19 protein-coding genes are annotated in these 22,586 nt (G+C 33.2%); 1 reads left to right on the forward strand and 18 read right to left on the reverse strand.

Translation table 11 applies throughout. The features are described from left to right. Positions 1 to 31: 31 nt before the first annotated feature. The 6 genes from M2326_RS12225 to M2326_RS12250 all read right to left on the reverse strand — a co-directional run bounded on the left by M2326_RS12225 (position 32) and on the right by M2326_RS12250 (position 6,256). Positions 32 to 2,008: a KUP/HAK/KT family potassium transporter gene (locus M2326_RS12225; protein ID WP_264619843.1), complete on the reverse strand. Its 1,977-nt coding sequence runs from the start codon at positions 2,006 to 2,008 to the stop codon at positions 32 to 34. Between the two features lie 123 nt (positions 2,009 to 2,131). After that, entirely contained in the window at positions 2,132 to 3,334 is a 1,203-nt protein-coding gene (locus M2326_RS12230; RefSeq protein WP_264619844.1) for a hypothetical protein, read from the reverse strand. A 174-nt stretch (positions 3,335 to 3,508) separates the two neighbouring features. After that, complete coding sequence (locus M2326_RS12235) at positions 3,509 to 3,961, reverse strand: sensor of ECF-type sigma factor (protein WP_264619845.1); 453 nt, start codon at positions 3,959 to 3,961, stop codon at positions 3,509 to 3,511. A gap of 10 nt (positions 3,962 to 3,971) precedes the next feature. Continuing rightward, a complete protein-coding gene (locus M2326_RS12240) occupies positions 3,972 to 4,361 on the reverse strand; it encodes a hypothetical protein (RefSeq protein ID WP_264619846.1) in 390 nt (129 codons plus the stop codon). A gap of 33 nt (positions 4,362 to 4,394) precedes the next feature. Next, positions 4,395 to 4,937 (reverse strand): RNA polymerase sigma factor, encoded by a 543-nt coding sequence (locus M2326_RS12245; RefSeq protein WP_264619847.1) that lies wholly within the window; start codon positions 4,935 to 4,937, stop codon positions 4,395 to 4,397. Positions 4,938 to 4,972: 35 nt separating this feature from the next. Then, positions 4,973 to 6,256, reverse strand: coding sequence for an SRPBCC family protein (locus tag M2326_RS12250; RefSeq protein WP_264619848.1), 1,284 nt, complete (start codon positions 6,254 to 6,256; stop codon positions 4,973 to 4,975). A 228-nt stretch (positions 6,257 to 6,484) separates the two neighbouring features. On the opposite strand from M2326_RS12250, the gene M2326_RS12255 reads away from it, so the two are divergent. Then, a complete protein-coding gene (locus M2326_RS12255; RefSeq protein WP_264619849.1) occupies positions 6,485 to 8,515 on the forward strand; it encodes a dipeptidyl peptidase 3 in 2,031 nt (676 codons plus the stop codon). A gap of 392 nt (positions 8,516 to 8,907) precedes the next feature. Here M2326_RS12255 and gap read toward each other — a convergent pair whose 3' ends face one another. The 12 genes from gap to recF form a co-directional block, all read right to left on the reverse strand. Then, positions 8,908 to 9,909: a type I glyceraldehyde-3-phosphate dehydrogenase gene (gene gap, locus M2326_RS12260; protein WP_264619850.1), complete on the reverse strand. Its 1,002-nt coding sequence runs from the start codon at positions 9,907 to 9,909 to the stop codon at positions 8,908 to 8,910. Between the two features lie 68 nt (positions 9,910 to 9,977). Beyond that, complete coding sequence (gene lipA, locus M2326_RS12265) at positions 9,978 to 10,847, reverse strand: lipoyl synthase (RefSeq protein ID WP_264619851.1); 870 nt, start codon at positions 10,845 to 10,847, stop codon at positions 9,978 to 9,980. 205 nt (positions 10,848 to 11,052) lie between these two features. Further along, positions 11,053 to 11,898: an energy transducer TonB gene (locus M2326_RS12270; protein ID WP_264619852.1), complete on the reverse strand. Its 846-nt coding sequence runs from the start codon at positions 11,896 to 11,898 to the stop codon at positions 11,053 to 11,055. A gap of 320 nt (positions 11,899 to 12,218) precedes the next feature. Continuing rightward, entirely contained in the window at positions 12,219 to 12,773 is a 555-nt protein-coding gene (locus M2326_RS12275; RefSeq protein WP_264619853.1) for an RNA polymerase sigma factor, read from the reverse strand. Continuing rightward, positions 12,764 to 13,870, reverse strand: a complete 1,107-nt coding sequence (locus M2326_RS12280) for a glycosyltransferase (protein WP_264619854.1) — start codon at positions 13,868 to 13,870, stop codon at positions 12,764 to 12,766. Before M2326_RS12280 ends, M2326_RS12275 begins: the two co-directional genes overlap by 10 nt. A gap of 121 nt (positions 13,871 to 13,991) precedes the next feature. Next, a complete protein-coding gene (gene murB, locus M2326_RS12285; RefSeq protein ID WP_264619855.1) occupies positions 13,992 to 15,005 on the reverse strand; it encodes a UDP-N-acetylmuramate dehydrogenase in 1,014 nt (337 codons plus the stop codon). 47 nt (positions 15,006 to 15,052) lie between these two features. Continuing rightward, positions 15,053 to 16,900, reverse strand: coding sequence for an asparagine synthase (glutamine-hydrolyzing) (gene asnB, locus M2326_RS12290; protein ID WP_264619856.1), 1,848 nt, complete (start codon positions 16,898 to 16,900; stop codon positions 15,053 to 15,055). Between the two features lie 6 nt (positions 16,901 to 16,906). Then, complete coding sequence (locus M2326_RS12295) at positions 16,907 to 17,974, reverse strand: glycosyltransferase family 4 protein (RefSeq protein ID WP_264619857.1); 1,068 nt, start codon at positions 17,972 to 17,974, stop codon at positions 16,907 to 16,909. Positions 17,975 to 17,983: 9 nt separating this feature from the next. Continuing rightward, positions 17,984 to 18,664: a DUF2461 domain-containing protein gene (locus M2326_RS12300; protein WP_264619858.1), complete on the reverse strand. Its 681-nt coding sequence runs from the start codon at positions 18,662 to 18,664 to the stop codon at positions 17,984 to 17,986. 41 nt (positions 18,665 to 18,705) lie between these two features. Then, positions 18,706 to 20,832 (reverse strand): ATP-binding response regulator, encoded by a 2,127-nt coding sequence (locus tag M2326_RS12305; protein ID WP_264619859.1) that lies wholly within the window; start codon positions 20,830 to 20,832, stop codon positions 18,706 to 18,708. Between the two features lie 83 nt (positions 20,833 to 20,915). Then, positions 20,916 to 21,311 carry a rhodanese-like domain-containing protein gene (locus M2326_RS12310; RefSeq protein ID WP_264619860.1) on the reverse strand — a complete coding sequence of 132 codons (396 nt, stop codon included), beginning with the start codon at positions 21,309 to 21,311 and terminating at the stop codon, positions 20,916 to 20,918. Positions 21,312 to 21,351: 40 nt separating this feature from the next. After that, the gene (gene recF / locus M2326_RS12315; protein WP_264619861.1) at positions 21,352 to 22,431 is read right to left on the reverse strand and encodes a DNA replication/repair protein RecF; all 1,080 of its coding nucleotides are present in this window, start codon (positions 22,429 to 22,431) and stop codon (positions 21,352 to 21,354) included. Between the last annotated feature and the right edge of the window lie 155 nt (positions 22,432 to 22,586).

A 22,586-nucleotide genomic window follows, 5' to 3' on the forward strand; every position in this document is an offset into this window, starting at 1 on the left:
CCGTTTTTATAAAGAACGGTGTTTTTGAGATTTATTTTTTTTGCGTTTTTTCGACTCGCGTTAGTCCTATGAGCTCAGGTGCATGTAGTACCATAGGAAATTTTTCAATTTTAACAGAACTGCTGTCGAGTCCGAATGCGCTTTCTTCGGATAAACTTAATTTCTTGATCAGAAAGTAAGAATTCATAACGATTTTTTCAAACCAAATTAAATCACTATCATTTGAAAGGAACTTCTCAGATAATACAAATTTAAAGTCTCCTATAATATTATTTTTGTTAAGGGATTCGTACCTGCTAGTGATGTCAACCTCTCCTTTTTTTACCATATCCTTAATCACCTCTTTAAACATTAAGTTGATTTTGGTTGGTTCTCTAAACCCTAAGTTGAAATCTACTCTATACAAATCATCCTTCAATATTTCGGTGACACGGTACTCTGTTTTATAGGGCTCTGTCAAAATATTTACGTGAACAAACCAATAGATATCTGCTCTTTTTGGTCTTTTTTGTAAAATGGAGTACATAACTTTTTCCTCTATTTCATCAGCACGATTGGCATTAGTCATGTAAACAAGATGTGTTGCGTATTTTGGAATGGTAAGATCGACACTCAATTCTTTTAATACCTTTTTGTAATCTTTAGTCTTTACAATTTTAGTATAACTTTTATTGATTTTTTTAGCAAGGTACCAAGTGGTCATTATTGAAATTAATACCATTGCGATCATAAGGGTAACGTATCCTCCATCTGCAAATTTGGTAATGTTGGCAGCAAGGAAACTTAGTTCGATCGTTAAGTAAATAGTGATTAGAGGTATCATAAGATACAATTTCACTCTTTTCATTATCAAGTAAAAATTTAGTAAAATGGTAGTCATGATCATGCAAAGAATAATAGCTAAGCCATAGGCATGCTCCATATTGCTAGACTCTTCAAAATGAATTACTATGCCAACACAACCCAAAAATAATAACCAGTTAATAGAGGGGATGTATAATTGTCCTTTTAATTCAGTAGGATATTTTATTCTAACTTTTGGCCAAAAGTTCAAACGCATGGCCTCATTTATCAAAGTAAATGAACCTGTTATCAAAGCCTGAGAAGCGATTACCGCTGCTAGAGTTGCAATAACAATCCCAAAAGGTTGAAACCAATCTGCCATGATAAGATAAAATGGGTTTCCATTTTTTCCTCCTAACGTTTCCAAGGTTTGACCTTCATGATGAATTAAATAAGCACCTTGTCCAAAATAATTTAAAAGCAAAGTTATTTTTACAAAAATCCAGCTAACACGAATATTTTTACGTCCACAATGTCCCATATCTGAATAGAGGGCTTCTGCTCCTGTGGTACATAGGAAAACCAAACCTAAAACGAAAAACCCATCGGGATGTATTTTTAGTAAATGATAAGCATAGTAAGGATTAAAAGCTTTTACTACTTCTGGATATTTGGCTATTTGAATAGTTCCAAGAACCCCTAGCATTGAAAACCAAATTAGCATCATTGGAGCAAAGAATTTACCTACCAATTTGGTTCCAAATTGTTGAATAGAGAATAAGACAAATAAAATACCGATTACTATAGGTACCGTATTCATATCGGGGTAAAAAGTTTTAATTCCTTCTACAGCTGAAGATACAGAAATTGGAGGTGTGATAATCCCGTCAGCAAGTAAGGCGCTTCCTCCAATAATGGCAGGGACAATCAACCATTTTATTTTTGTTTTTTTTACCAAAGCATACAATGCAAATATCCCACCTTCACCATGATTGTCAGCACTTAAAGTGATAAGTACATATTTTATAGTCGTTTGCAGTGTTAAAGTCCAGAAAACAGCAGAAATCCCTCCTAGTACAATATCATTATTAATAGTATGGTCGCCAAGAATAGCTTTCATAACGTATAATGGTGAAGTACCAATATCTCCGTAGATGATTCCTAGTGTTATTAATAGACCACCTAATGTTAATTTGGAATGTAAATCTTTGTGCGATGTGCTCATGTAGTATTTTTAAAAACAATTCAAATTTACTCTTTTTATATAAATATGATTTGAAATTCATAAAAAAAGCACAAAAAAAACACAGTCTGTTAAACTGTGCTTATTGTTGGTTGTATATTGTATTTAGGTTCTTGTGTTACTATTTGAGGTAGTAGAGTAATTTCGTCCGCTATTTTCCGACCTTTGTGGAGTGCTTTCTCTAGATGAGCTAGATCTATTTTCTATTGATCTACTTGTATTTTGTGATGACTGTGGTCTTACAACATTTCTAGATGAGGTAGCTCTGTTTTGAGAATAATCCCTAGAGCTCTCTGTTCTCTGTGGTCTTACTTCTCTAGATGAGGTAGTTCTATTTTGAGTATAATCTCTAGAGGTCTCTGTTCTCTGTGGTATTGTTTCTCTAGCTGAGGTAGCTCTATTTTGAGTATAATCTCTAGAGGTTTCATTTCTTTGAGGAGTAGATTGTCTGGTTGCATATCCATTATTTGTAGCGTATCCCCTTTGATTTTGATTGCTTTGCATTGAATTACCTCTAGAACTTACCTCTCTATAAGTTTTACTATCATTGTAAGATGTATAACTTCTACTTCTTCTTTGGTCTAAATCGTAACGGTTGCTCATAGAAGAGTTACGACTAGCAAAATTATAATTTGGATGCATTCGTTCGTATCCATTAGACCTATTAGAATTATACAAAACGGCTGCATAGTTACTACGTCTGCTACTTACATAATTGTAGCTGTTATTGAAGTTGATCGATACTTGGATGTTGGAACGATATCTATAACTTGGGTAAGGATTCCATGTATTGTAGTAACTTGGGTAAGAATTCCAATAACAGTTAGATACATAAGGACGGTAATTTGTTACATAAAATGAAGCGTATATTAGGGGAGATCTATAATAAACGGGTTCATAAATGTAATTAGACCCATATATATACTCGTTACCTACAAATTGAACTTGAATTTTGTTATAACGGTCGCGTTCAACATCAATAGTGGCTACATCTTGATACACATCTCTATCCAATACAGATTGAATTATAACTACGTGTGTATTTCTATCTACAGTTTCTATAACGCGCAAATAATCAACTTGATTATCATAATTCAAATCTAGATTAGAAATTTGAATTATCGGATCGTTTAATTTTCTTTCAAAATCTTGTAGATTACGTGATTCACCAAATAAGGATGCTACTGCTCTCAGGTCTAAGTTATCGCTTATTTCATTGTTCACCGCATTTACGCTATTGTACTGTGCTTGTATTTGCATGGCAAAAACGGTAGTTAATAAGCTTGCTATGATTATTTTAGTTTTCATGATCGAGAGATTTAGTATTGCTTACTGATAAATATCCAATTATTGTGCCAATAAATTTCAGTAGCGAATTACAAGCTTTTATAAATGTATGTTACACTTTTATATAAAAAAAAACACCTAATCTTTAACTTTATGTTTTAGAATTAGGTGATGTGTATGAAATAATTAGAAAAGTTAGTTTTTGCTATTCTTTTCTTTGTATTGTTGAAGTAATTTTCTGTTAAAATCTTCCTCAGCCTTTTTCAGTTTTAGGATTTTTACTTTTGGAAGAATCTTTTTTAAATTGTTAATTAAACCTTTGCGTAGTAGGTAGAGTTCTTCGTCTGTGCTCTCGATTTGTCTTAATATAGTAGTAGCATCCTTTTCATTCATCTTATCCAAAAGGTTTCCTTTCATTAAATTACGATAAGACTTTACTTTCTCATGTCTAATTTCGAATTGTTTGTCGTCAAACGCATTGTAAATGGGCCAGAATTTTGCTGTTTCCCAATTTGTTAAATTTAGTTCAGAATTAAAGAAAGAAACTTTAAGTTCTTTAACTTGATTCTTCTTTTCTTTCATTCCATCTTGAGCAAAACAGCTCAAAGAAGAGATAAGAAGGAGAAAGAGTATTTTCTTAAATTTCATAGGTGTATATTTAATTAGTATCAGATGGCACATTTATATTCATGTCATTCCCAATGGCTACCTCTTCTTTTAGAGCTTCAATGTCTTCTTCGTCTAATAAATTAATGATATCATATTGAGAAACATTAGATTGGTACGTTAAATAGGACTCTATCGAAGAATCATCAAGTTCGGTGGTTTTTGTTAATGATGAAAATAATTTGGGCATTAGTAGTGCAATTATAAAAATAGCTGCGACCATTAATATGACACTTTTCTTATTTTGGAAAATAGAAAGTACTTTTGCTTCTTTTTCAGGTAATTGTAGCATTACTCTTTCTGAAAAATTTTCAAAATAATTGTCTGGAGTTATAAATCCAGTACTTATTTTAGGAGTTGTATCTAATTTGAATTCTTTCATGATATTGTTTAGACTAAATAGGAATCTAAAGGTTTAATTGTTGGTGACAAAAGCTTCTATTTTTTTTACTGCATGATGATAAGAGGCTTTTAGAGCACCTACAGAGGTTCCTAATATCTCTGATATCTCTTCGTATTTTAACTCCTCAAAGTATTTCATTTTAAAAACGAGACGTTGTTTCTCGGGCAAGGTAACTATGGCTTGCTGCAATTTGATTTGTATTTCATCTCCATCAAAATAACTATCTGATTTCAAATTATCAATGGCTTTATTTTGCAAAGCTTCTGAGGTGATTCCGCTTTTCTTTGCTTTTTGATTCAAAAAAGTAAGAGCTTCATTGGTTGCAATACGGTACATCCATGAGAATAGTTTACTTTCTCCTTTAAAATTTTTTAAATGTTGAAAAACTTTTATGAATGTATTTTGAAGAACATCATCCGTATCATCATGATTCAAAACGATATTTCGAATATGATTGTACAATGGCTTTTGATAATCAACCAAAAGTTTTTGAAACGCTTCATTTTGCGTCTTGGGATTTAATAAGCGTTCAATAAAATCTTTTTCTTCAAGCAAAATGATAGTGGTTCAGTGGTATTGTTAGCTGTTTATTAAAATTCAGAATTCTCATCTTTAACATCTGTTTCAACGGGAACAGGTTTTTTTATTTCTATCTTTTTTACTTCAATTTTTTTCACAGCAGAGGTAGTCGCTGGTAAAGGGTGAACTTTAACAGGAGCCAGTTTTGGTTTAGCAACTGGTTTTGGTTGGCTGTATGTACTTGTTCCCGTAACAGGAGCTGTTGTCTCAGTTAACTCATGCTCTGGTATTGATTCTGTTGTTCCTTGAGTAGCAGGTGTCTTTACGGGTGCGATATACGTTTGGAATAACGGAATATACGTTTCGCTAACCCATTTTGATGGGTTTTTAATATCATCCTTACCTGTTATAAACAATTCAACATGTGAAATTTTAGGATCTACTTTAATTTGGTTTTTATTTACAAAAGCTAGTGCTTTTTCATAAGCTTTTTGAGAGTGTGTATAGTCACCAGTCAATGTTACTTTTACTGCTTGTCCTGCTTCTAGCTTGCCTGATAAGATATCACTTCCAGGGCTTATAAATATTTCTTTTAGTATTGGAATACAAATAGAAACTTTTGCAATATTTTTTGTTAAATCATAAGTTTGATAGATTACAAATGGTTTTCCAATAACCTCTATGTTGTTTTCTTCGCAAAAAGCAGTAATTTTTGGTGTTACAATTTGACTGTTCTTAATTACTTTCGAAATTTCAGTAGTAAAAGATTGGTACAAATAATATATGATAGGTCTTTTTACGATTCCATTATCAGTAACGGCAAAAGTATTAATTTCGTAATCAAGTGTTTTGTCTAGGTTGTTAAGGCTTTTTTCATACATTTTTCCAATCATTGCATCTGGACCACCCATAAAAGCAGCGTATATTTTAAGCATAAAACTCATGTTTCCTTTGGTTCTCCAGGTCACCTTAGTACCTCCAATAGTGTCTTTGAACTTCCAAGAAACAACTGATAGACTATTGTTGAAAATCATTTTTTGTGAGATACTGTCGTTTTCTTTTGTAAAAATAGTAGTCATTTCACCATCTCCATCCTTTCCTTCCCAAGAAAATGAAGCACCTTTTCCAATCGTTTTTTCGCCATAGATAAACTTCATTTCTGGATCTTCCTCAGCCCAAGAACCAAAATCTTCCCAGTTTTTATAGTCAATAACATAGTTGTAAACAGATGATTGTGAGGAGTTAATAACTTTACTTCTTTCTATATTGAATTCCCCTTTTTGAGTAGCTATAAAAATTGATAAAGCTACAAAACTTAGTAGTATTAATAAAAATATATATTTTAAAATGCGCATGATATCTGGATTAATTTGAACTGTAAAGTTATATATTTTATTTATAATGTGTGCGTACTGTTCAAAAAATGTATAAAGGACAACTGTATACGAGCTTTATTCCAGTTTTTGTCATGAGTATTTGATTGTAAGCATTTAATTTAAGTGATGAGGGTAAGTGTTCACTAACTTTTTTTTAAGTGTCAACTTATGTTTATATTTGTGTTATAATTTTAACAAAATAGACACATGAAGTTTTATTATCATGCTAGCCTTGCGCTAACTTTGTTTGCATCGTTCGTGAGTAACGCACAGCAAGTAGATCAAAAAAAAGAAGGTTCGGATACTTCTTTTGAATTCCAAGTAGAACAATTCTCAGATATAAAAGTTTTGCGCTACCAAATTCCAGGATGGGAGAACTTGACTCTCAAAGAACAAAAATTAGTGTACTATCTTACTCAAGCAGGAACATCAGGTAGGGATATTATGTGGGATCAAAATTACAAGTACAATCTAAAAATTAGAAAAGCTTTAGAGCATATCTACCTTAATTATAAAGGAGATAAAACGACTGCTGATTGGAATAATTTTGAAATTTACTTAAAAAGAGTTTGGTTTTCCAATGGGATCCATCATCATTATTCAAATGATAAAATTAAACCAGATTTTTCTAAAGCTTATTTAGTTTTGATTGCAAAAAGTACCAAAACTATTTTGGAGCCCGCAATTGTAACTGTAATTTTTGACCAAAAGGATGCCAAGAAAGTAAACTTGGATGAGGCAAAAGGTTTGGTAGAAGGTTCTGCAATTAATTTTTATGGTAACGGTATTACACACAAAGAAGTAGAAACTTTCTATGCTCAAAAAAAGAGTCCGGATGCTACTAAACCTTACTCTTTTGGATTAAACTCCAAGTTAGTTCGAAACAAAAAAGGTCAATTAGAAGAAAAAGTTTGGAAAAGCAATGGAATGTATGGTGCTGCTATTGATAAAATTATTTTTTGGTTGGAAAAAGCCAAAACAGTTGCAGAGAATACCAAACAAGCTGATGCATTGAGTTTGTTAATCGAATACTACAAAACAGGAAGTTTAAAAACATGGGATGATTATAACATCGCTTGGTTACAAGCCACAGAAGGGAATATTGATTACATTAACGGTTTTATAGAGGTCTATAATGACCCAGTAGGATATAGAGGATCGTATGAAACAGTAGTACAAATCAAAGATTTTGACATGTCCAAAAAAATGGAGGTTTTGTCACATAATGCACAATGGTTTGAGGATAACTCTCCGCTAGATCCATCTCACAAAAAGAAAAATGTAGTTGGTGTATCCTATAAAACGGTGATTGTTGCTGGTGAAGCTGGTGATGCATCCCCAAGTACACCAATCGGTGTCAATCTTCCAAACGCAGATTGGATTCGTTCGACATACGGTTCAAAATCAGTTTCTCTTGGTAATCTTGTGGATGCTTACGGAAAATCGGCTGGAAAAGGAAGGCTAGAAGAGTTTGTGAATGATGCAGAAGAATTGGAAAGAGCCAAAAAGTATGGGGAAATTGGAGATAAATTACACACCGCATTGCACGAAGTTGTTGGACATGCTTCTGGAAAGATTAATGAAGGTGTTGGGACTCCAAAAGAAACGTTGAAAAGTTATGCTTCTACCATGGAGGAAGGTCGTGCCGATCTAGTAGCTTTATACTATTTATACAATCCAAAAATTCAAGAACTTGGACTAGTTGATGATTGGCAAAAGGTAGGTATGGAAACCTACGATAGTTATCTTCGTAACGGATTATTGACACAATTAATCCGAATTAAAGTAGGTGAAAGTATCGAGGAAGCACACATGAGAAATCGTCAATGGGTAAGTTCATGGGTTTTTGAAAAAGGGTTGAAAAATAATACAGTGGAAAAAATTACTCGTAACGGAAAAACATACCTTAATATTAATGACTACGAAAAACTACACAAACTGTTTGGTCAATTGTTGAGAGAAGTACAGCGAATTAAGTCTGAAGGTGACTATGAAGCAGCCAAAGCATTGGTTGAGAATTACGGAATAAAAGTAGATGAAAAGCTGCATGCAGAAATTATAGAGCGAAACAAGCAATTTCCATCAGCGCCATATAGTGGTTTTGTAAATCCATTTTTGACTCCAAAAGTGGATGCTAAAGGCGAAATTATTTCGATTGAAGTAATACAACCCAAAACATTTGCGGAACAAATGTTATTCTACTCCAAAAACTTTAGCTTTCTGCCAGATGTAAATTAAATTTAAAAAAAAAATAGAATCCATTAAAACCACAAATCGCACAGAGTATTCGGTGTGTTTTGTGGTTTTTTTTATGGATGAATTTTATTGATGAAAAAAAGTTGAGTTCAGATTTGGGCGTGTCCCTCCGTAAAAACTTCGGGCCGGGCTATTCGTTACAAGTCCTCAACAAGTTTCGCTCTCGCTTTACTTGTTTGTGGGCTTTTCACTGCTATCCCTCACGTAAAATTAAGTTTAAACGTAAGACAATAACAACAACAATAACAACAACAACATAGAAAAGCCTTTAATTACAATTGAATTTACAATTGTAATTAAAGGCTTTTCTTCTTTAAGGTAACATGGCACATATAAGCGATATGTTTTTTTATTTTAATTAAAAACAATAAGTACTACTTCTGGTTTGAAGTATAAGTAATCAAGTCGATAATTCGTGATGAATATCCAATTTCATTATCATACCATCCTACCACTTTTACCATTTTGTCAATCACAGATGTTAATTGTGCGTCAAATAAACACGAATGAGGATTACCCAAAATGTCAACAGATACAATAGGATCTTCAGTGTAATCTAGGATTCCTTTTAGATTGGTTTGTGCTGCTTTTTCAAAAGCTTGATTAATTTCTTCGATGCTTACATTTCGTTTAACGTTAAAGGTAATGTCAGTCAAAGAACCATCTGGCACAGGAACACGTATGCCACAACCACCCAATTTATTATCTAGTGATGGGAAAATTTTTGTCAAAGCTTTGGCAGCTCCTGTAGTAGTAGGGACAATTGATTGACTAGCGCCACGAGCTCGTCGCAAATCTCTGTGTGGTTGGTCGTGTAAACTTTGGTCGGTTGTGTAGGAATGTATGGTCGTAATGTAGGCTTGTTCTATACCGCATAACTCCTCAATCACTTTAATCATAGGAGCAGCATTGTTGGTCGTACAACTCGCATTCGAAATAATCGTTTCCGTTCCATCCAGGATGTATTCATTTACGCCTAAGACTACAGTTTTTATAGAGTCTACTTCGGCAGGAGCAGAGAGGATTACTTTTTTGGCCCCAGCCAAAACATGTGCATTGATTTCGTCAAAGGTTTTATATTTCCCTGTTGATTCCACCACATAATCAATAGCATGGCTTTTCCAGTCTAGATTGGCTATGTTTGTCTCGTGAAAAAACAAAAAGTGCTGATCGTCAACAAAAATGCCTTTGTCGTCGGCAGTAACTTTAGAGGGCAAGACACCGTGAATACTATCGTATTTTAATAAATGTGCCATCGTTTTGGTGTCGGCAATATCATTGATAGCAATAACTTCTATGTTAGGATGGTTGAGCAAAAGACGAAAAAGATTTCGACCAATACGTCCAAAACCGTTGATGGCAATTCTAGTTTTCAAATGCAAATAGTGATAAAGTAGTGGTTTAATTGACAATTAAGTATCCAATTAAACCACTATATATTTAGTTATAAAATATGTTTTTGTGCTTTGTATGAGGAACGAACCAATGGTCCACTTTCAACATGTCGAAAACCCAATTCCAAACCATATTGCTCGTATATAGCAAACTGTTCTGGCGTTATGAATTCTTTTACGGGTAAATGTTTTTTACTAGGTTGTAAGTATTGTCCAATGGTTACTACATCTACATTAGCATTGCGAAGGTCTCTCATGGTTTGGAAAACTTCTTCTTCTTGTTCACCAAGGCCTAACATGATTCCAGATTTAGTTCGGCTAATTCCTTTTTCTTTTAGGTAGCGTAAAACTTCTAGGCTACGGTCGTATTTTGCTTGAATACGTACCTCACGAGTCAATCTACGTACCGTTTCCATGTTGTGTGAAACTACCTCGGGGTTAGCTTCTACGATACGGTCTATATTTCTTTCGATTCCTTGAAAATCAGGTATTAAAGTCTCTAGAGTAGTGTTTGGATTCATTCGACGAATTGCTTTTACAGTTTCAATCCAAATAATTGAACCTCCATCTTTCAAATCATCACGGTCAACGCTGGTTATTACAGCATGCTTGATGTTCATGATTTTGATCGAACGTGCCACTTTTTCTGGTTCATCCCAATCTACCGTTTCAGGGCGCCCAGTTTTTACACCACAAAAACCGCATGAGCGTGTACATGTATTTCCTAAAATCATAAAAGTTGCCGTTCCTTCTCCCCAACATTCACCCATATTTGGGCAACTTCCAGAGGTACAGATGGTATTCAAACTATATTTGTCCACCAAACTACGAAGTTCAGTATATTTTTTTCCTATTGGGAGTTTTACCCTAAGCCATTTTGGTTTTGCAATAGGAGCAGTAGTATCTAAAACAGTTTCCATATATTAATTTTCAAGGTACAAAGATAAGGAACTGAATTTAAAAAGGCTGTCTAACTTAGAGTTGGTTTACTATAGATATGTTAAAAAAAACAGCATCAAATTAGATGCTGTTTAACGTTTATTAGTTTCGAAATTTTAATAAAAAAAAAGTAATGAGGAATTTAATGAAATTAGAGTGCTGTCCCTTTTTATTTTTCCTTATAGATTAATTCATTTGAACAGAAATGGGCATACTGTATGCAGTACGAACAGGTTGGGAATCAATTTGACCTGGAGTCCATTTGGTTTTTAATGATTTTAATACTCGAAGTGCTTCTTGTGCTAAACCATAGCCAGGGTTATTTTTTACTTGAATATCACTCATGCTACCATCTTTTTCGACTACAAAATAAACCATAATGCGAACCATTTTCTCTTCATTTATTTCTGAAGTTTCAAAATTTCGACCTACGTAATCATAGAATTTTTCGATTCCACCAGGAAAACCAGGCAGCTTATCTAGTGTTGCAGTGGTTACGATTGTATTTCCAAAATCAGTCCCATTATTGGCTCTTTTATCAGTATTTGTTGGTGATGATGCTCCTGTATAAATGGTTAATTTGTCTCCTATTATAGCATTAGGGTCTATAGATGGTATAATAATAACATCTGTTTTAGGAGCATCAGGTGTAGCCAAACTAGCTTGTACAATACTTGGATGTGCTAAGTTTTTGATTTCCGTTTTTTCTATTATTAGTTGTGGTTTAATTTCGGTGGTAACAGTTTTAATTTCTAGATTTGGTTTCTCTATTGGTGGAGTCAAATTAACTAGTGTTATTTGTTCATCAATCTGGGGGAGCGCTTCTTCAATCATAGGTATTTCTATGACTTGAAAACTGTGTAAAACTTTTGGTATTGCAAATAATAATGCACATATTGAAATACTGACTAATAATGCCATTATAGAAGTTTTAGTGCTTTCTCGGCGCAGTTGAAAAGCTCCATACTCTTTGTTTCTGTTTTCGAATACTAGATTAATCCAGTTGGATTCGTAAATACTTGATTTTGACATAATTCATTTGGTGTTAATGGTTAGGTAGCAATCAAATCATAAGCAGAGGGGTTTATTGATATAACGTATTAGTAAGAAAAATATTGTGATAGAGTTGGAGGATTTTGTATAGGAATGTAACTTATATTCGCTCATGATAGTAGCGGTGGGTCCCAAAATTTCTATCTTGTTTTTTACACTGCTATTGAGCGACGATAGGAAGCTACAGTAGGAACAAATAAACAAACATACTAATGGAGGGCTAAAGCGGTTAGCAGTATTACACGTAAAAGCATACTGTTACTTGTATTGGGATAAAATAATAGGGGAATAGAGGAGAGTTATTTTCGTTTGTCTCGAATGATTTCTGCCAATAATTTTTTAGCTCTAAGAAGTTTTACCTTGATATTGTTTAGTGGCTCATCAATGGTATTGGCAATTTCTTGATAGCTCATTTCTTGAAAGTAACGTAACTGAATCACTTCTTGGTAATGGGGTTTCAATTCCTTAATGTAGCGTAGAAGTTGCGAAAGATTTTGCTCGGTGATGAGTTCATCTTCGGCAGAGGGGGTCGTATCGGCAATGTTATAGGCTTTCAGGTCTTCCTTTTCGGTTATTTCTACAAAAAGGCTAGCTCTGTTTTTGCGTAACAAATCGATATGTACGTTTTTGGCAATACTGATGAGCCAGGTATTGAACTGAAATTCAGGATTATAAGTGGCTATTTTGTCGAAAGCTTTTGAGAAGGTTTCGATGGTGATGTCCTCGGCATTGGTTTCGTTCTCAGTACGTTTGAGCATAAAGCCATAGACCTCGTTCCAATAAAAATTCAATAGAAAGGTGAAAGCAGTTTGGTCGCCTCGTTTTGCTTTTTCTATTTGATTTGTTATTTCCAATGTACTGGTTTTGAAAAAAGATTAGAGATAAAAATATTCATTTGTGACAAAATTAAAAATAATTCTACAAATGGAAACCAATATTTGAGATCATTTTCTTTTAATTTCCCTGCTGATAGACCAACTATTGTCCATGCACAGATGTATCTAGTTATTACTAAGCTTAAAACAATAATCCATTGAAATTGAAACGCAAGTAATAGTATTGCCAGTGCAAAAAATAAAAATTGAGAACTATAAAAAGTGCCCAATTGGATTTTGTCAAGTGTTTTATAGTGATTTGCAGTAGATACATGTCGTCTTTTCTGTACCATCCATTCTTTGTAGGTCGTTTTTGGTTTAGAATAAGTAAAACTTTCTGGACTGTATGCGATTGTTGTATTTGTTGATTTAGCGGCTTCATTGATGAATAAATCATCGTCACCTGATCGAATTTGGATATGGTTGATAAAACCATTTACATTGAAAAACTCCTCTTTTTTGTAGGCTAGATTACGACCAACACCCATATATGGATGTCCTGCTTTGGCCCATGATAAAAATTGAACAGCTGTAATAACCGTTTCAAAACGAATAATTTTGTTTAAAAAAGATTTGGCTATTTTTTCGTACCCTCCATACCCTAATACAATGGTTTTATGCATGGTGAATTGTGAACTCATAGCTGTAATCCAATCTTTGGAGGTTGGGTAGCAATCAGCGTCTGTGAAAATTAAATAGTCTTTTTTGGCTGATTTGATGCCGAGAGTCAAAGCATACTTTTTATTTCCCCAAAAGGCTTCATTGTTTTCTACTTTGACTAGTCGAACGTTATCGTATTCTTTTTCAAATGCTTCAAAGATTTCCAACGTGTTGTCGCTTGACGCATCATCAATTAATACAATTTCAAAATCGGGATAGTTTTGTTCTGCCAATAGAGGAATAAATTTGACTACATTGTCTTCTTCGTTTTTTGCACAAACAATGACTGAGATAGCAATTCTTTTTGGCGTGATTTTTTGTGGTTTTGCAAATGCAAAATGGCTAAAGATACCTAAGTAATACACTAATTGAACAACAACAATAAGGACAAAAAAGTAAAGTAATAGTATAAGCATCGGACTTTAATAAGTTATTTTAAATCGTGTGCAAAGGTATGAATACAATTATGATTTGTAAATGTTCTTGTCTGAATTTTAAAATAAAATTTTTAAGCTTTTTTTGAGTTGCCTTCGAGGGCTAAATGACATTTACTTCAGCTTCGATTCTGATGCCAAAAGTCTTAAGGATAGTTTGTTGGATATCTTTGGAAACAGCCAAGATTTCTTGACCTGTTGCAGTACCGTAATTCACCAAAACTAGTGCTTGGTTCTTGTGTACGCCTGCATCCCCAAATCGTTTTCCTTTGAAGCCAGCTTGTTCAATGAGCCATCCTGCAGGTACTTTTACCTCAGTTTCAGAGATGTCATAAAATTTCATATCGGGAAATTTGGCATGAATAGGAGCGAATTCTTTTTTACTTACAATAGGGTTTTTGAAGAAGCTTCCGCTGTTCCCTAGCTCCTTGGGATTTGGAAGTTTGCTTTTTCGAATGGCAATAACTGCAGTACTCACCTCTTTTAGGCTTGGATTAATAATATTATGTTTGGCTAATTCGGTGGTAATATCACCGTATGAAGTATTGATTTTATGATTGTTTTTGGTTAGTTTAAAAATGACCGATGTAATAATAAATTGGTCTTTCACATCGTTTTTAAAAATGCTTTCACGATATCCAAAGCGACATTCGTCCTTTATGAAAATTCTGTTTTCTTGGTTTTCAATGTTTATAGCTTCGCAAGAAACAAAGCTATCTTTGATTTCGGCACCATACGCGCCGATATTTTGTACAGGCGTTGTACCTACATTTCCCGGGATGAGGGACATGTTTTCGAGTCCGCCAAAATTTTGGTCAATGGTCCACAATACAAATTCATGCCAGTTTTCGCCTGCTTGACTTTCTACCCAAACAAAATTATCATCCTCTTGGATTACTTTTTTTCCTTTCAAATCAATGTGAATCACAAGTGCATCAATATTTTGAGTTAGTAGCATGTTGCTACCACCACCCAAAATAAACTTCTTCTCCATTTTGTTCTGTGACAAGATAGTTTTCAATTCGCTGACCGAATGAACGGCAATAAATTGTTTAGCTTGTGCTTCTATTCCAAAAGTATTGAAGTTTTTTAATGAAAAATTTGATTGTAATTCCATAAAGTAGTGTGGTAATCAATTAATAAAATTGTTTTCAAAAATAAGAATTAAAATTGAGTCGTATAGTTTTTTAACCAAATATGCATCATAAACAATGGCATAATGTAGGGCAACATTCTACTATCTCCATTTTGGAAACTGTTAATGAGTTTGGTACTGTCTATATTTTCAAAATAGGACATTCTAAAAAGGTCACTTTGAGCAAAAGACTGCATTTCATCTTGGAATGCTGGTGTTTTTAACAAATAATTATTCCAAGGAGCGCTTAGTCCCACTTTTTTGAAAGTAAGTATTTCTGGTGGAAGTCGGTCTTGCATAGCTGTTTTTTGAATGTATTTCCCCTTCTTACCTGTAAATAGCCATTTGTCATTAAGAGATCCAAGTCCTGCTATTAATCTTTGGTCTAGAAATGGCTCTCTACATTCGATAGAAGCGCCCATGGTTGTTCGATCATTTCTATTTAAAAGTGATTGCATATAAGTATGCTGATCAAAGTACAGTGCTTGTCTTTGTAGGTTGTTTGGGTACAAGGATGCGGCTTCGTCTATTATTTTTTTTCGAAAATCATTTTTAGGTTCTTGAGTGATTCCAAAAAGGTTTGCAATTTCTTTAGGGTAAATGTTGGAGCTGTTATATGAAATTAAATCCTGTGGATGTTTGATTTGTGAATATCGAATTAATTTTTCGTACCTCGAATTGTTCTTGAAAAGGTTGCTCTGCCCAAGAGTACTAATTAAGTTCAAAATCCATGGGTTTTTGAGTGCTTTGTAGCGTACATAACCGCCCATGAGTTCATCTGCTCCTTCGCCAGAGAGTAATACTTTTACTTTGGACTGCGCCAGTTGTGCAATGCTTAGTAAATGGGGTTCGTTGAGGTGCATTAGTGGTTCGTCTTGGTAGTAGGTTGCTTTTATCATACTTTCAAATAGCAAATTATTGTCTATTTGTAATGTATTGAAACTGTAATTGTACTTATCAGACAGCATTTTTGCCAAATGAGATTCGTTGTGTTGGTCTTCTTTGAATCCAATATTAAAAGTTTGAATGTTTTTATAATTTTGAAATTTTAAAGAAGCGAGAGTAGAAGAGGAGTCCAGTCCTCCGCTAAGAAGTACCCCTACCGGTACGTCGCTCACCATTCTTAGTCGCACCGAATCGTCAAAGGTTTCTGTGAACCATTCTAATGGGTTTTTTATAATAGGCTGGTTTTGGATTTCTATTTTTAAATCCCACCATTTTTCATGTGTTACTTTTCCAGATTCATCTATGGTCAAGATATGTCCTGGAAGGACTTCTTTTATATTTTGATATAAAGTGTTTTCTCCTGCAACAAAACGGTTAAAAATATATTCTTCGAGTCCGTCTAAGTCAATTTTTAAGGGAATACCCGCTGTAAATAATGCTTTTTGTTCAGATGCAAAATAAAAACTATCGTTATGAAAAGTATAATATAATGGCTTAACACCCATTCGATCCCGAACTAAAATCAATTTTTTTTCAAAGCTATCCCAAATGGCGAAGGCAAACATTCCGTTAAGTTTGGGTAACATATCCAATCCTATGTGGCGATACAGTTGCAAAAGGACTTCGGTGTCTGAGCTTGTTTTTTGTACAAAACCATTCGATTTTAATTCGGGATAAAAGTCTTTGTAATTATAAATTTCGCCATTGTATACCATTACATAACGTTGGTCTTCAGATATAAATGGTTGGTGTCCTCCTTGAGATGTGTCTAGTATCGAAAGGCGTCGCTGACCAAGGCCTATATTCTTTTCGATGAAAATACCTTTATCGTCGGGTCCGCGATGTGCCAAGGAATCCCGCATGCGTACAAGGATTTTTGGATCTACTTTTCTTGAACTTTGTAAATGAAAAATTCCGTTTATGCCGCACATAGGTAGTTATAGATTTTGAATATTGTCAATTAATTCGTGGTATTTTTCGGCAATTAAAGTCATGTTTGTTTCGTAATTGGCCTGATTTTGAACTAGTTTTTGATTGGTAATTACAGCATTTTTTCGATATGAAAAATCCTCAAATGTAGTTAAAATAGTTTGGGCAAGTTCTTTGAAGTCATCTACAGGGACTAAGGAGCCGTTTTGATTGTTTGTAATCCATTCCTGGTTTCCAGCAATATCCGAAACAATAGGGTAGCATTGACTTGCCATGGCCTCAAATAAAGAAGCAGAAACGCCTTCGGTATTAGGCATACTGATGTAAAAGTTATTTTGCTGTAGCAAATGAGGTAATTCAGAATAGAGTTTTCGTCCTAAAAAATGTACTTTTTTGGTAAGTTGTAAATCCTTTACTGTTTTTTTTAATACTGCTAATTGATTACCATCACCCACAAAAGTAAGTTCGAAATCAATTCCTTTTTTATCCAAAATAGAAAAAGCTTTTAGGATAATTTCATGTCTGTATTCTAGAGCAAGTGAGCGGGTTACAATTGCTTTTATTTTGTTGAATTCTGAAATTTTTTTTTGGCTGAATATTTTTATATCAATACCTTTTGGTAAGAGTAGAATTTTTTGGGGGTCTACCTTCGCTTCTACCATCGCAGGAACCATTACTTTTCCCCAAGCATGAATAAGGCTCGATCGTTGGAAAGCATAACGCTGGATAATTTTTTTTAAAGGATAAGAAAAAGAATGCATAGGCCATAAATCGGTACTCCCTTGTTGGGCAATCACTATTATGGGGGCATTAGATATCGCTGCCAAGAATCCGTAACTCGTGGTGCGTTCTGCAATTACCAAATCGGGTTTTTGTTTTCCAATGATTCGGTTAATTTTGAACAAAGCAGTTGCAAATTCCAAAAAACGAAAAGTTCTATTAATTAAAGAATTTGAAGGTGTCCTTAGTTCCCAGCATATTATTTCAAAATGGCCAAATTCCTTTAGACCATTCATCCAAATAATAGCATCGGCCCTGTATGTTTCTCCCAAAAAAAGTATTTTTCTTTTTTTCATGCTTTGTTGTTAGAACTCTTCTTCAGCAGTCAATGCACGGTTCATGAACTCATTAAGCGGTTTTAAGAGGATGAGCTTTTTGCTCATTTTCGAAACAAAATCTTTTTGGGTAATTTCAGTAACATCAAATTTCTGGAGTACTTCAAAGCTTTTTAGTTTCAATAATTCAACCGCAGGGTGATCTTTGTCGTATCCTCGTGGAGGGTTTTTTAAGCAGCTTTTATCGTTTCTAGAAAAGGTACCGAATTCTTTTTTGAAGACTTTATTTTCGATAATAGATTCCAAATCTTCATGAAAAAAAGCGATTTCTTTACGTACTTTTTTCAAATCATCTGGAACTGGTGCATACAACCCTCCAGCAATAAAACTAGCGCCACGTTCTATGTGTACATAATAACCTGCTCGATTATTTCCTTTAGTTCCAGAAGAAAGCCACACGCCAATGTGTGATTTATAAGGTGATTTGTCTTTTGAAAACCGAATGTCACGATTGATTCTAAAGGTGCAGTTTTTGATTTCTAGTAATTCCAAGGAAGGATCTAAGGGCTTCATCGCATCTAGAAAACTAGTAACCAAGTGATGATAGTCTTTTTTGAAAATGTCGTACCTTTTTTTATTTGCAAGAAACCAATCTCTGTTGTTGTTGGCTTTTAAATCATCTAGAAAGTCTAGGCTGTCTGTTGAAAGCATAAGTCAAGGGGTATGTTTAGCTGTTGTTATATTATTTTTAATTACGAGAGCATTTCTAGTAGTTTACCGTAAAATTCTTCTTTAGTAAATGGCTTTGTTAGGACACTATCAATTTGTGCCTTTTCGAGATCCATGTTTCTCATGTGAATATCACCAGTGATTGCAATTATTTTGCAAGAATTGTTTTTATTAATCAAGGCCTTTGTCTCTTTGACTAAATCTAGTCCAGACTTTCCAGCAATATTTAAATCTGTTATTAAAATATCCACAATTTCAGTTTGAAGATAGAGGGCGATTTGTTCGTATTTTTTAAAAGATACAACATGAAATCCAGCTTTTTCAACCATTTTATGGATTAACGAAAGTGAAATGGAATCATCATCAATAATTGCTATTTTTAATTTTTTGTTAGTATTTTTTTGTTTGAGAGTAGCTTGTATATTAGTCACAGACGTTGGAGCTTCTTCCAATAATAAACTGAATGAAATTTCGGTACCTTTGTCTAATTCACTTTCTATTGAAATCTCACCGTTATATAGTTCAACTATTTCCTTACAGAGATTTAAGCCTAAACCTGCTCCGAGTTTATTTTCTTCTAAATGGAATTCACTTTGAAATTTAGTATTGAATACTTTGTTTAAATCTTCCTTTGGAATACCAACTCCTGTGTCTTTGATTTTTACATTAAAACTATATTTATTGCCTGTAGGAAGTAGTTGACAATTAATAGTTATCATTCCTTTTTTTGTGAATTTAATTGCATTTCCGATAATATTGTAAAAAAGTTGATGAATTTTTCCATTATCAATTAGTAAATTGGCATTTGTTGAAGGATCAATATTGGTTATTAAATCAATTTTTTTGGATTCGGTTAACGATTTTAATGATTCTAAAATCGAATTCAACTCTTCTTGTAAATTTGTTTTAGTATTGTATGTGACTAATTTAGAGCTTTCATGTTTGAAAAACTCGAGTATTTGATTTACAGTAATTTGTAAAGAATTTGAAGTAAAATGTAATACATTAATGTTATCTATGATGTTTGTTTTATTCTTCTTTAACTTGGTGGTTATATTTGAAATGATATTCAATGGAGCTCTCATTTCATGACTAAGCATCCCTATAAGTCTATTTTTGAATTCAAGATTTTTCTCTATTTCAACCTTAGATTTTTCTAAATTATTTTCTCGAATATAGGCATAAATAGTGTATAGAAGCAATAGGATAGTAATCACACCTAATACCAGCAATAGATCTAGAATAGAATGCTTTTGTGCTTTTATATCTGAATTATAGACTTGTAGTTCTTTGTAGTATTTTGTTTTAATAATAACTTCATTTGATAGCGAGTATATCGTTAAAAGTTCTTGACTTTTAGTTAATATAATTTGATTTATTATCAATAGCTGTCTGTCTTTTTCCTGTAATTCAAAATAGGTGTTTTTTAATTTTAACATCTCTATTTCGTAGTATTTATCAGTAAAAAGGAAGATGTTTTTTAATTGCTCTTCAAATGTTCCCGTTTTGATATCATTTTTATAAACCATTTTGATCATAGATTTGACCTCTACTTTATTGGTTTCAGCCTTACTAGCAATGGCATTTCCAATTCTTCCAAATAGACCTTTTTGGGGAGCTTTTGTTATGGTTTTTGTTGTGTCGAATGTTATTGAGTTTAAAATAGAAGTATAGTTGTACTTTTTAATCGCAAAATTGAAAGGTTTAGTTTTACTCGCGAGTGTAAAATCTATTCTCATTAGAGAGTCTAAGTCTGTTTGAAGTTTGATAACCTTTCCCTCTATCGCCTGCTTTGATTTAATTACTGTTGAAAAATCATAATTATGATTTGAAATTATTTTTATACTATCCAAATATAAAGTCATCTTTTCAAGTGAGCTTTTATATTTAGACAATGTAGCAGGATTATGAGTTTGCAAGTAATCGTTAAAACAATTCTCTGCTTCAAAATAATTTTTTTGTGCAAGATTAGAGTAGATTAAAGACTTGGTAGGTTTGACAATATCATCAATTGCAGTAGTTAGATTGTTTTGTTTTTCTTTTTGCGTTAACCATGTTTTAAATATTAAAATCTGAACTATTAATATTATAATAAATAGAATAATGTGAATAGTTTTCCTCTTTTTGGTCGAGATAATTATTGTATTCATGCTTTATAGTGAAATAAAATTTTGTTAATGAGTAAACTTCTGATTATCAATGAATTTAACATTCATACTTATTAACTAATTTATTAATTTTTATTACTTTTTAACCCTTCTGCACTCCATTGCATAAATCCACCCTGCAATTCGTAGATGTCAGTAAATCCAAGATCTTTAAGTTTAGTTGCAGCTTTTTTACTTCGGGCACCACTTTTACAATATACAAAAACGGGTTTTGTTTTATCTAGTTGTTCTGCTTCACTTTCAAAAGTATTTCCTTTCCAATCAATATTAGTCGCATTTATAAGATGTTCATTATCAAATTCTTCAGGAGTACGTACATCCACAATTTGGGGGTTATTAGTTGATAATATTTTTTCAGCAAATAAAGTTGGCTCAACGGGAACTCTATTTTGTGCTTGTTGTTTTTGACAACTTATTAAAGTGAATAGAGTAACGGTAAAAAGGAATATACGAAATTTCATTAGAATAGAATTTAGATTTTTTTTTGCCTAAAGATAATAATTATAACTCAAAAATTTGATATGATTGATGAGTCGATTTGACAATGGCTTCAGTACGATCTGGGTGTGTGTCTGAAATGAATAATTGTCCAAAAGCATCACTATTTACCATTTCGATAATTTTTGAAACGCGATTTTCGTCTAATTTATCAAAAATATCATCAAAAAGTAATAAAGGTTTTACGCCACTCTGTTTTTTTAGAAAATCAAATTGAGCCAACTTCAAGGCGATTAAATATGATTTTTGTTGTCCTTGGGAACCAAATTTTTTGATAGGATGTTCGTCAATTTCGAATAATAAGTCGTCTTTGTGGATTCCTACACTAGTGTATTGCAAAGCGCGATCTTTGTTAATATTGTTCTCTAACAGTGTTTGTAAATCAGTGTTATGCAAGTGACTTTCATATACCAATTGCACACTCTCTGCAGAACCAGTTATAGCTTGATGGTAGCCATTAAATATAGGGAGGAATTGCGCAATAAATTCTTTTCTCTTTTCAAAAATGTATTTGCTATAGCCGTCCAATTGTTCATTGTAAATGGCTAAAGTATCTTTTTCGAAAACATGATTGAGTGCAAAATATTTGAGTAAAGCATTTCGCTGAACGATCGTTTTTTGGTATAATATTAATTGCTTCAAATAATAATTGTCCAATTGTGATATGACGCTGTCCATAAATTTACGACGCGTTTCACTGCCTTCTACAATAAGATCTCGGTCGGCCGGAGAAATAATCACGAGAGGTATAAACCCAATATGATCTGAGAATTTGTCATACACTTTACCGTTGCGTTTTAGGATTTTCTTTTGTCCTTTCTTTAGGCTACATATTAATTGTTCAGTTCGTTCTTCTTTGATGAATTCTGCGTCAATCACAAAGAACTCTTCTCCGTGCTTGATATTTTGAACAGCCAATGGATTAAAGTAGCTTTTTCCGTATGCCAAATGATATATTGCATCCAAAACATTCGTTTTTCCGATACCATTTTTCCCCACAAAACATATAATCTTGCTTTCAAAATCGAAATTGGCTTCTGAAAAATTTTTATAATTGAATAATGAAATTTTTTTTAAATACATTCTTTTTGAAATCTTACTGTTGTTGAGGTAGTTATCGTTTTTGAGTGCTGTTTTTAAAGCTTTTGCAAATTATTGAAAATTATTGAAATAAAACCTTTTTAGACTTTTTTACTCAGCTTAAAATGTAAGGACTGCTAATTTGTAGCCTATAATGT

This window comes from Flavobacterium psychraerolatum (assembly GCF_025960985.1).
GTDB lineage: Bacteria > Bacteroidota > Bacteroidia > Flavobacteriales > Flavobacteriaceae > Flavobacterium.

Excerpts from the sequence above, each read along its gene's own strand:
- M2326_RS12225 (WP_264619843.1), bottom strand. The coding sequence starts at position 2,008 with ATGAGCACATCGCACAAAGATTTACATTCCAAATTAACATTAGGTGGT.
- M2326_RS12230 (WP_264619844.1), bottom strand. The coding sequence starts at position 3,334 with ATGAAAACTAAAATAATCATAGCAAGCTTATTAACTACCGTTTTTGCC.
- M2326_RS12235 (WP_264619845.1), bottom strand. The coding sequence starts at position 3,961 with ATGAAATTTAAGAAAATACTCTTTCTCCTTCTTATCTCTTCTTTGAGC.
- M2326_RS12240 (WP_264619846.1), bottom strand. The coding sequence starts at position 4,361 with ATGAAAGAATTCAAATTAGATACAACTCCTAAAATAAGTACTGGATTT.
- M2326_RS12250 (WP_264619848.1), bottom strand. The coding sequence starts at position 6,256 with ATGCGCATTTTAAAATATATATTTTTATTAATACTACTAAGTTTTGTA.
- M2326_RS12255 (WP_264619849.1), top strand. The coding sequence starts at position 6,485 with ATGAAGTTTTATTATCATGCTAGCCTTGCGCTAACTTTGTTTGCATCG.
- lipA (WP_264619851.1), bottom strand. The coding sequence starts at position 10,847 with ATGGAAACTGTTTTAGATACTACTGCTCCTATTGCAAAACCAAAATGG.
- M2326_RS12270 (WP_264619852.1), bottom strand. The coding sequence starts at position 11,898 with ATGTCAAAATCAAGTATTTACGAATCCAACTGGATTAATCTAGTATTC.
- M2326_RS12280 (WP_264619854.1), bottom strand. The coding sequence starts at position 13,870 with ATGCTTATACTATTACTTTACTTTTTTGTCCTTATTGTTGTTGTTCAA.
- murB (WP_264619855.1), bottom strand. The coding sequence starts at position 15,005 with ATGGAATTACAATCAAATTTTTCATTAAAAAACTTCAATACTTTTGGA.
- asnB (WP_264619856.1), bottom strand. The coding sequence starts at position 16,900 with ATGTGCGGCATAAACGGAATTTTTCATTTACAAAGTTCAAGAAAAGTA.
- M2326_RS12295 (WP_264619857.1), bottom strand. The coding sequence starts at position 17,974 with ATGAAAAAAAGAAAAATACTTTTTTTGGGAGAAACATACAGGGCCGAT.
- M2326_RS12300 (WP_264619858.1), bottom strand. The coding sequence starts at position 18,664 with ATGCTTTCAACAGACAGCCTAGACTTTCTAGATGATTTAAAAGCCAAC.
- M2326_RS12305 (WP_264619859.1), bottom strand. The coding sequence starts at position 20,832 with ATGAATACAATAATTATCTCGACCAAAAAGAGGAAAACTATTCACATT.
- M2326_RS12310 (WP_264619860.1), bottom strand. The coding sequence starts at position 21,311 with ATGAAATTTCGTATATTCCTTTTTACCGTTACTCTATTCACTTTAATA.
- recF (WP_264619861.1), bottom strand. The coding sequence starts at position 22,431 with ATGTATTTAAAAAAAATTTCATTATTCAATTATAAAAATTTTTCAGAA.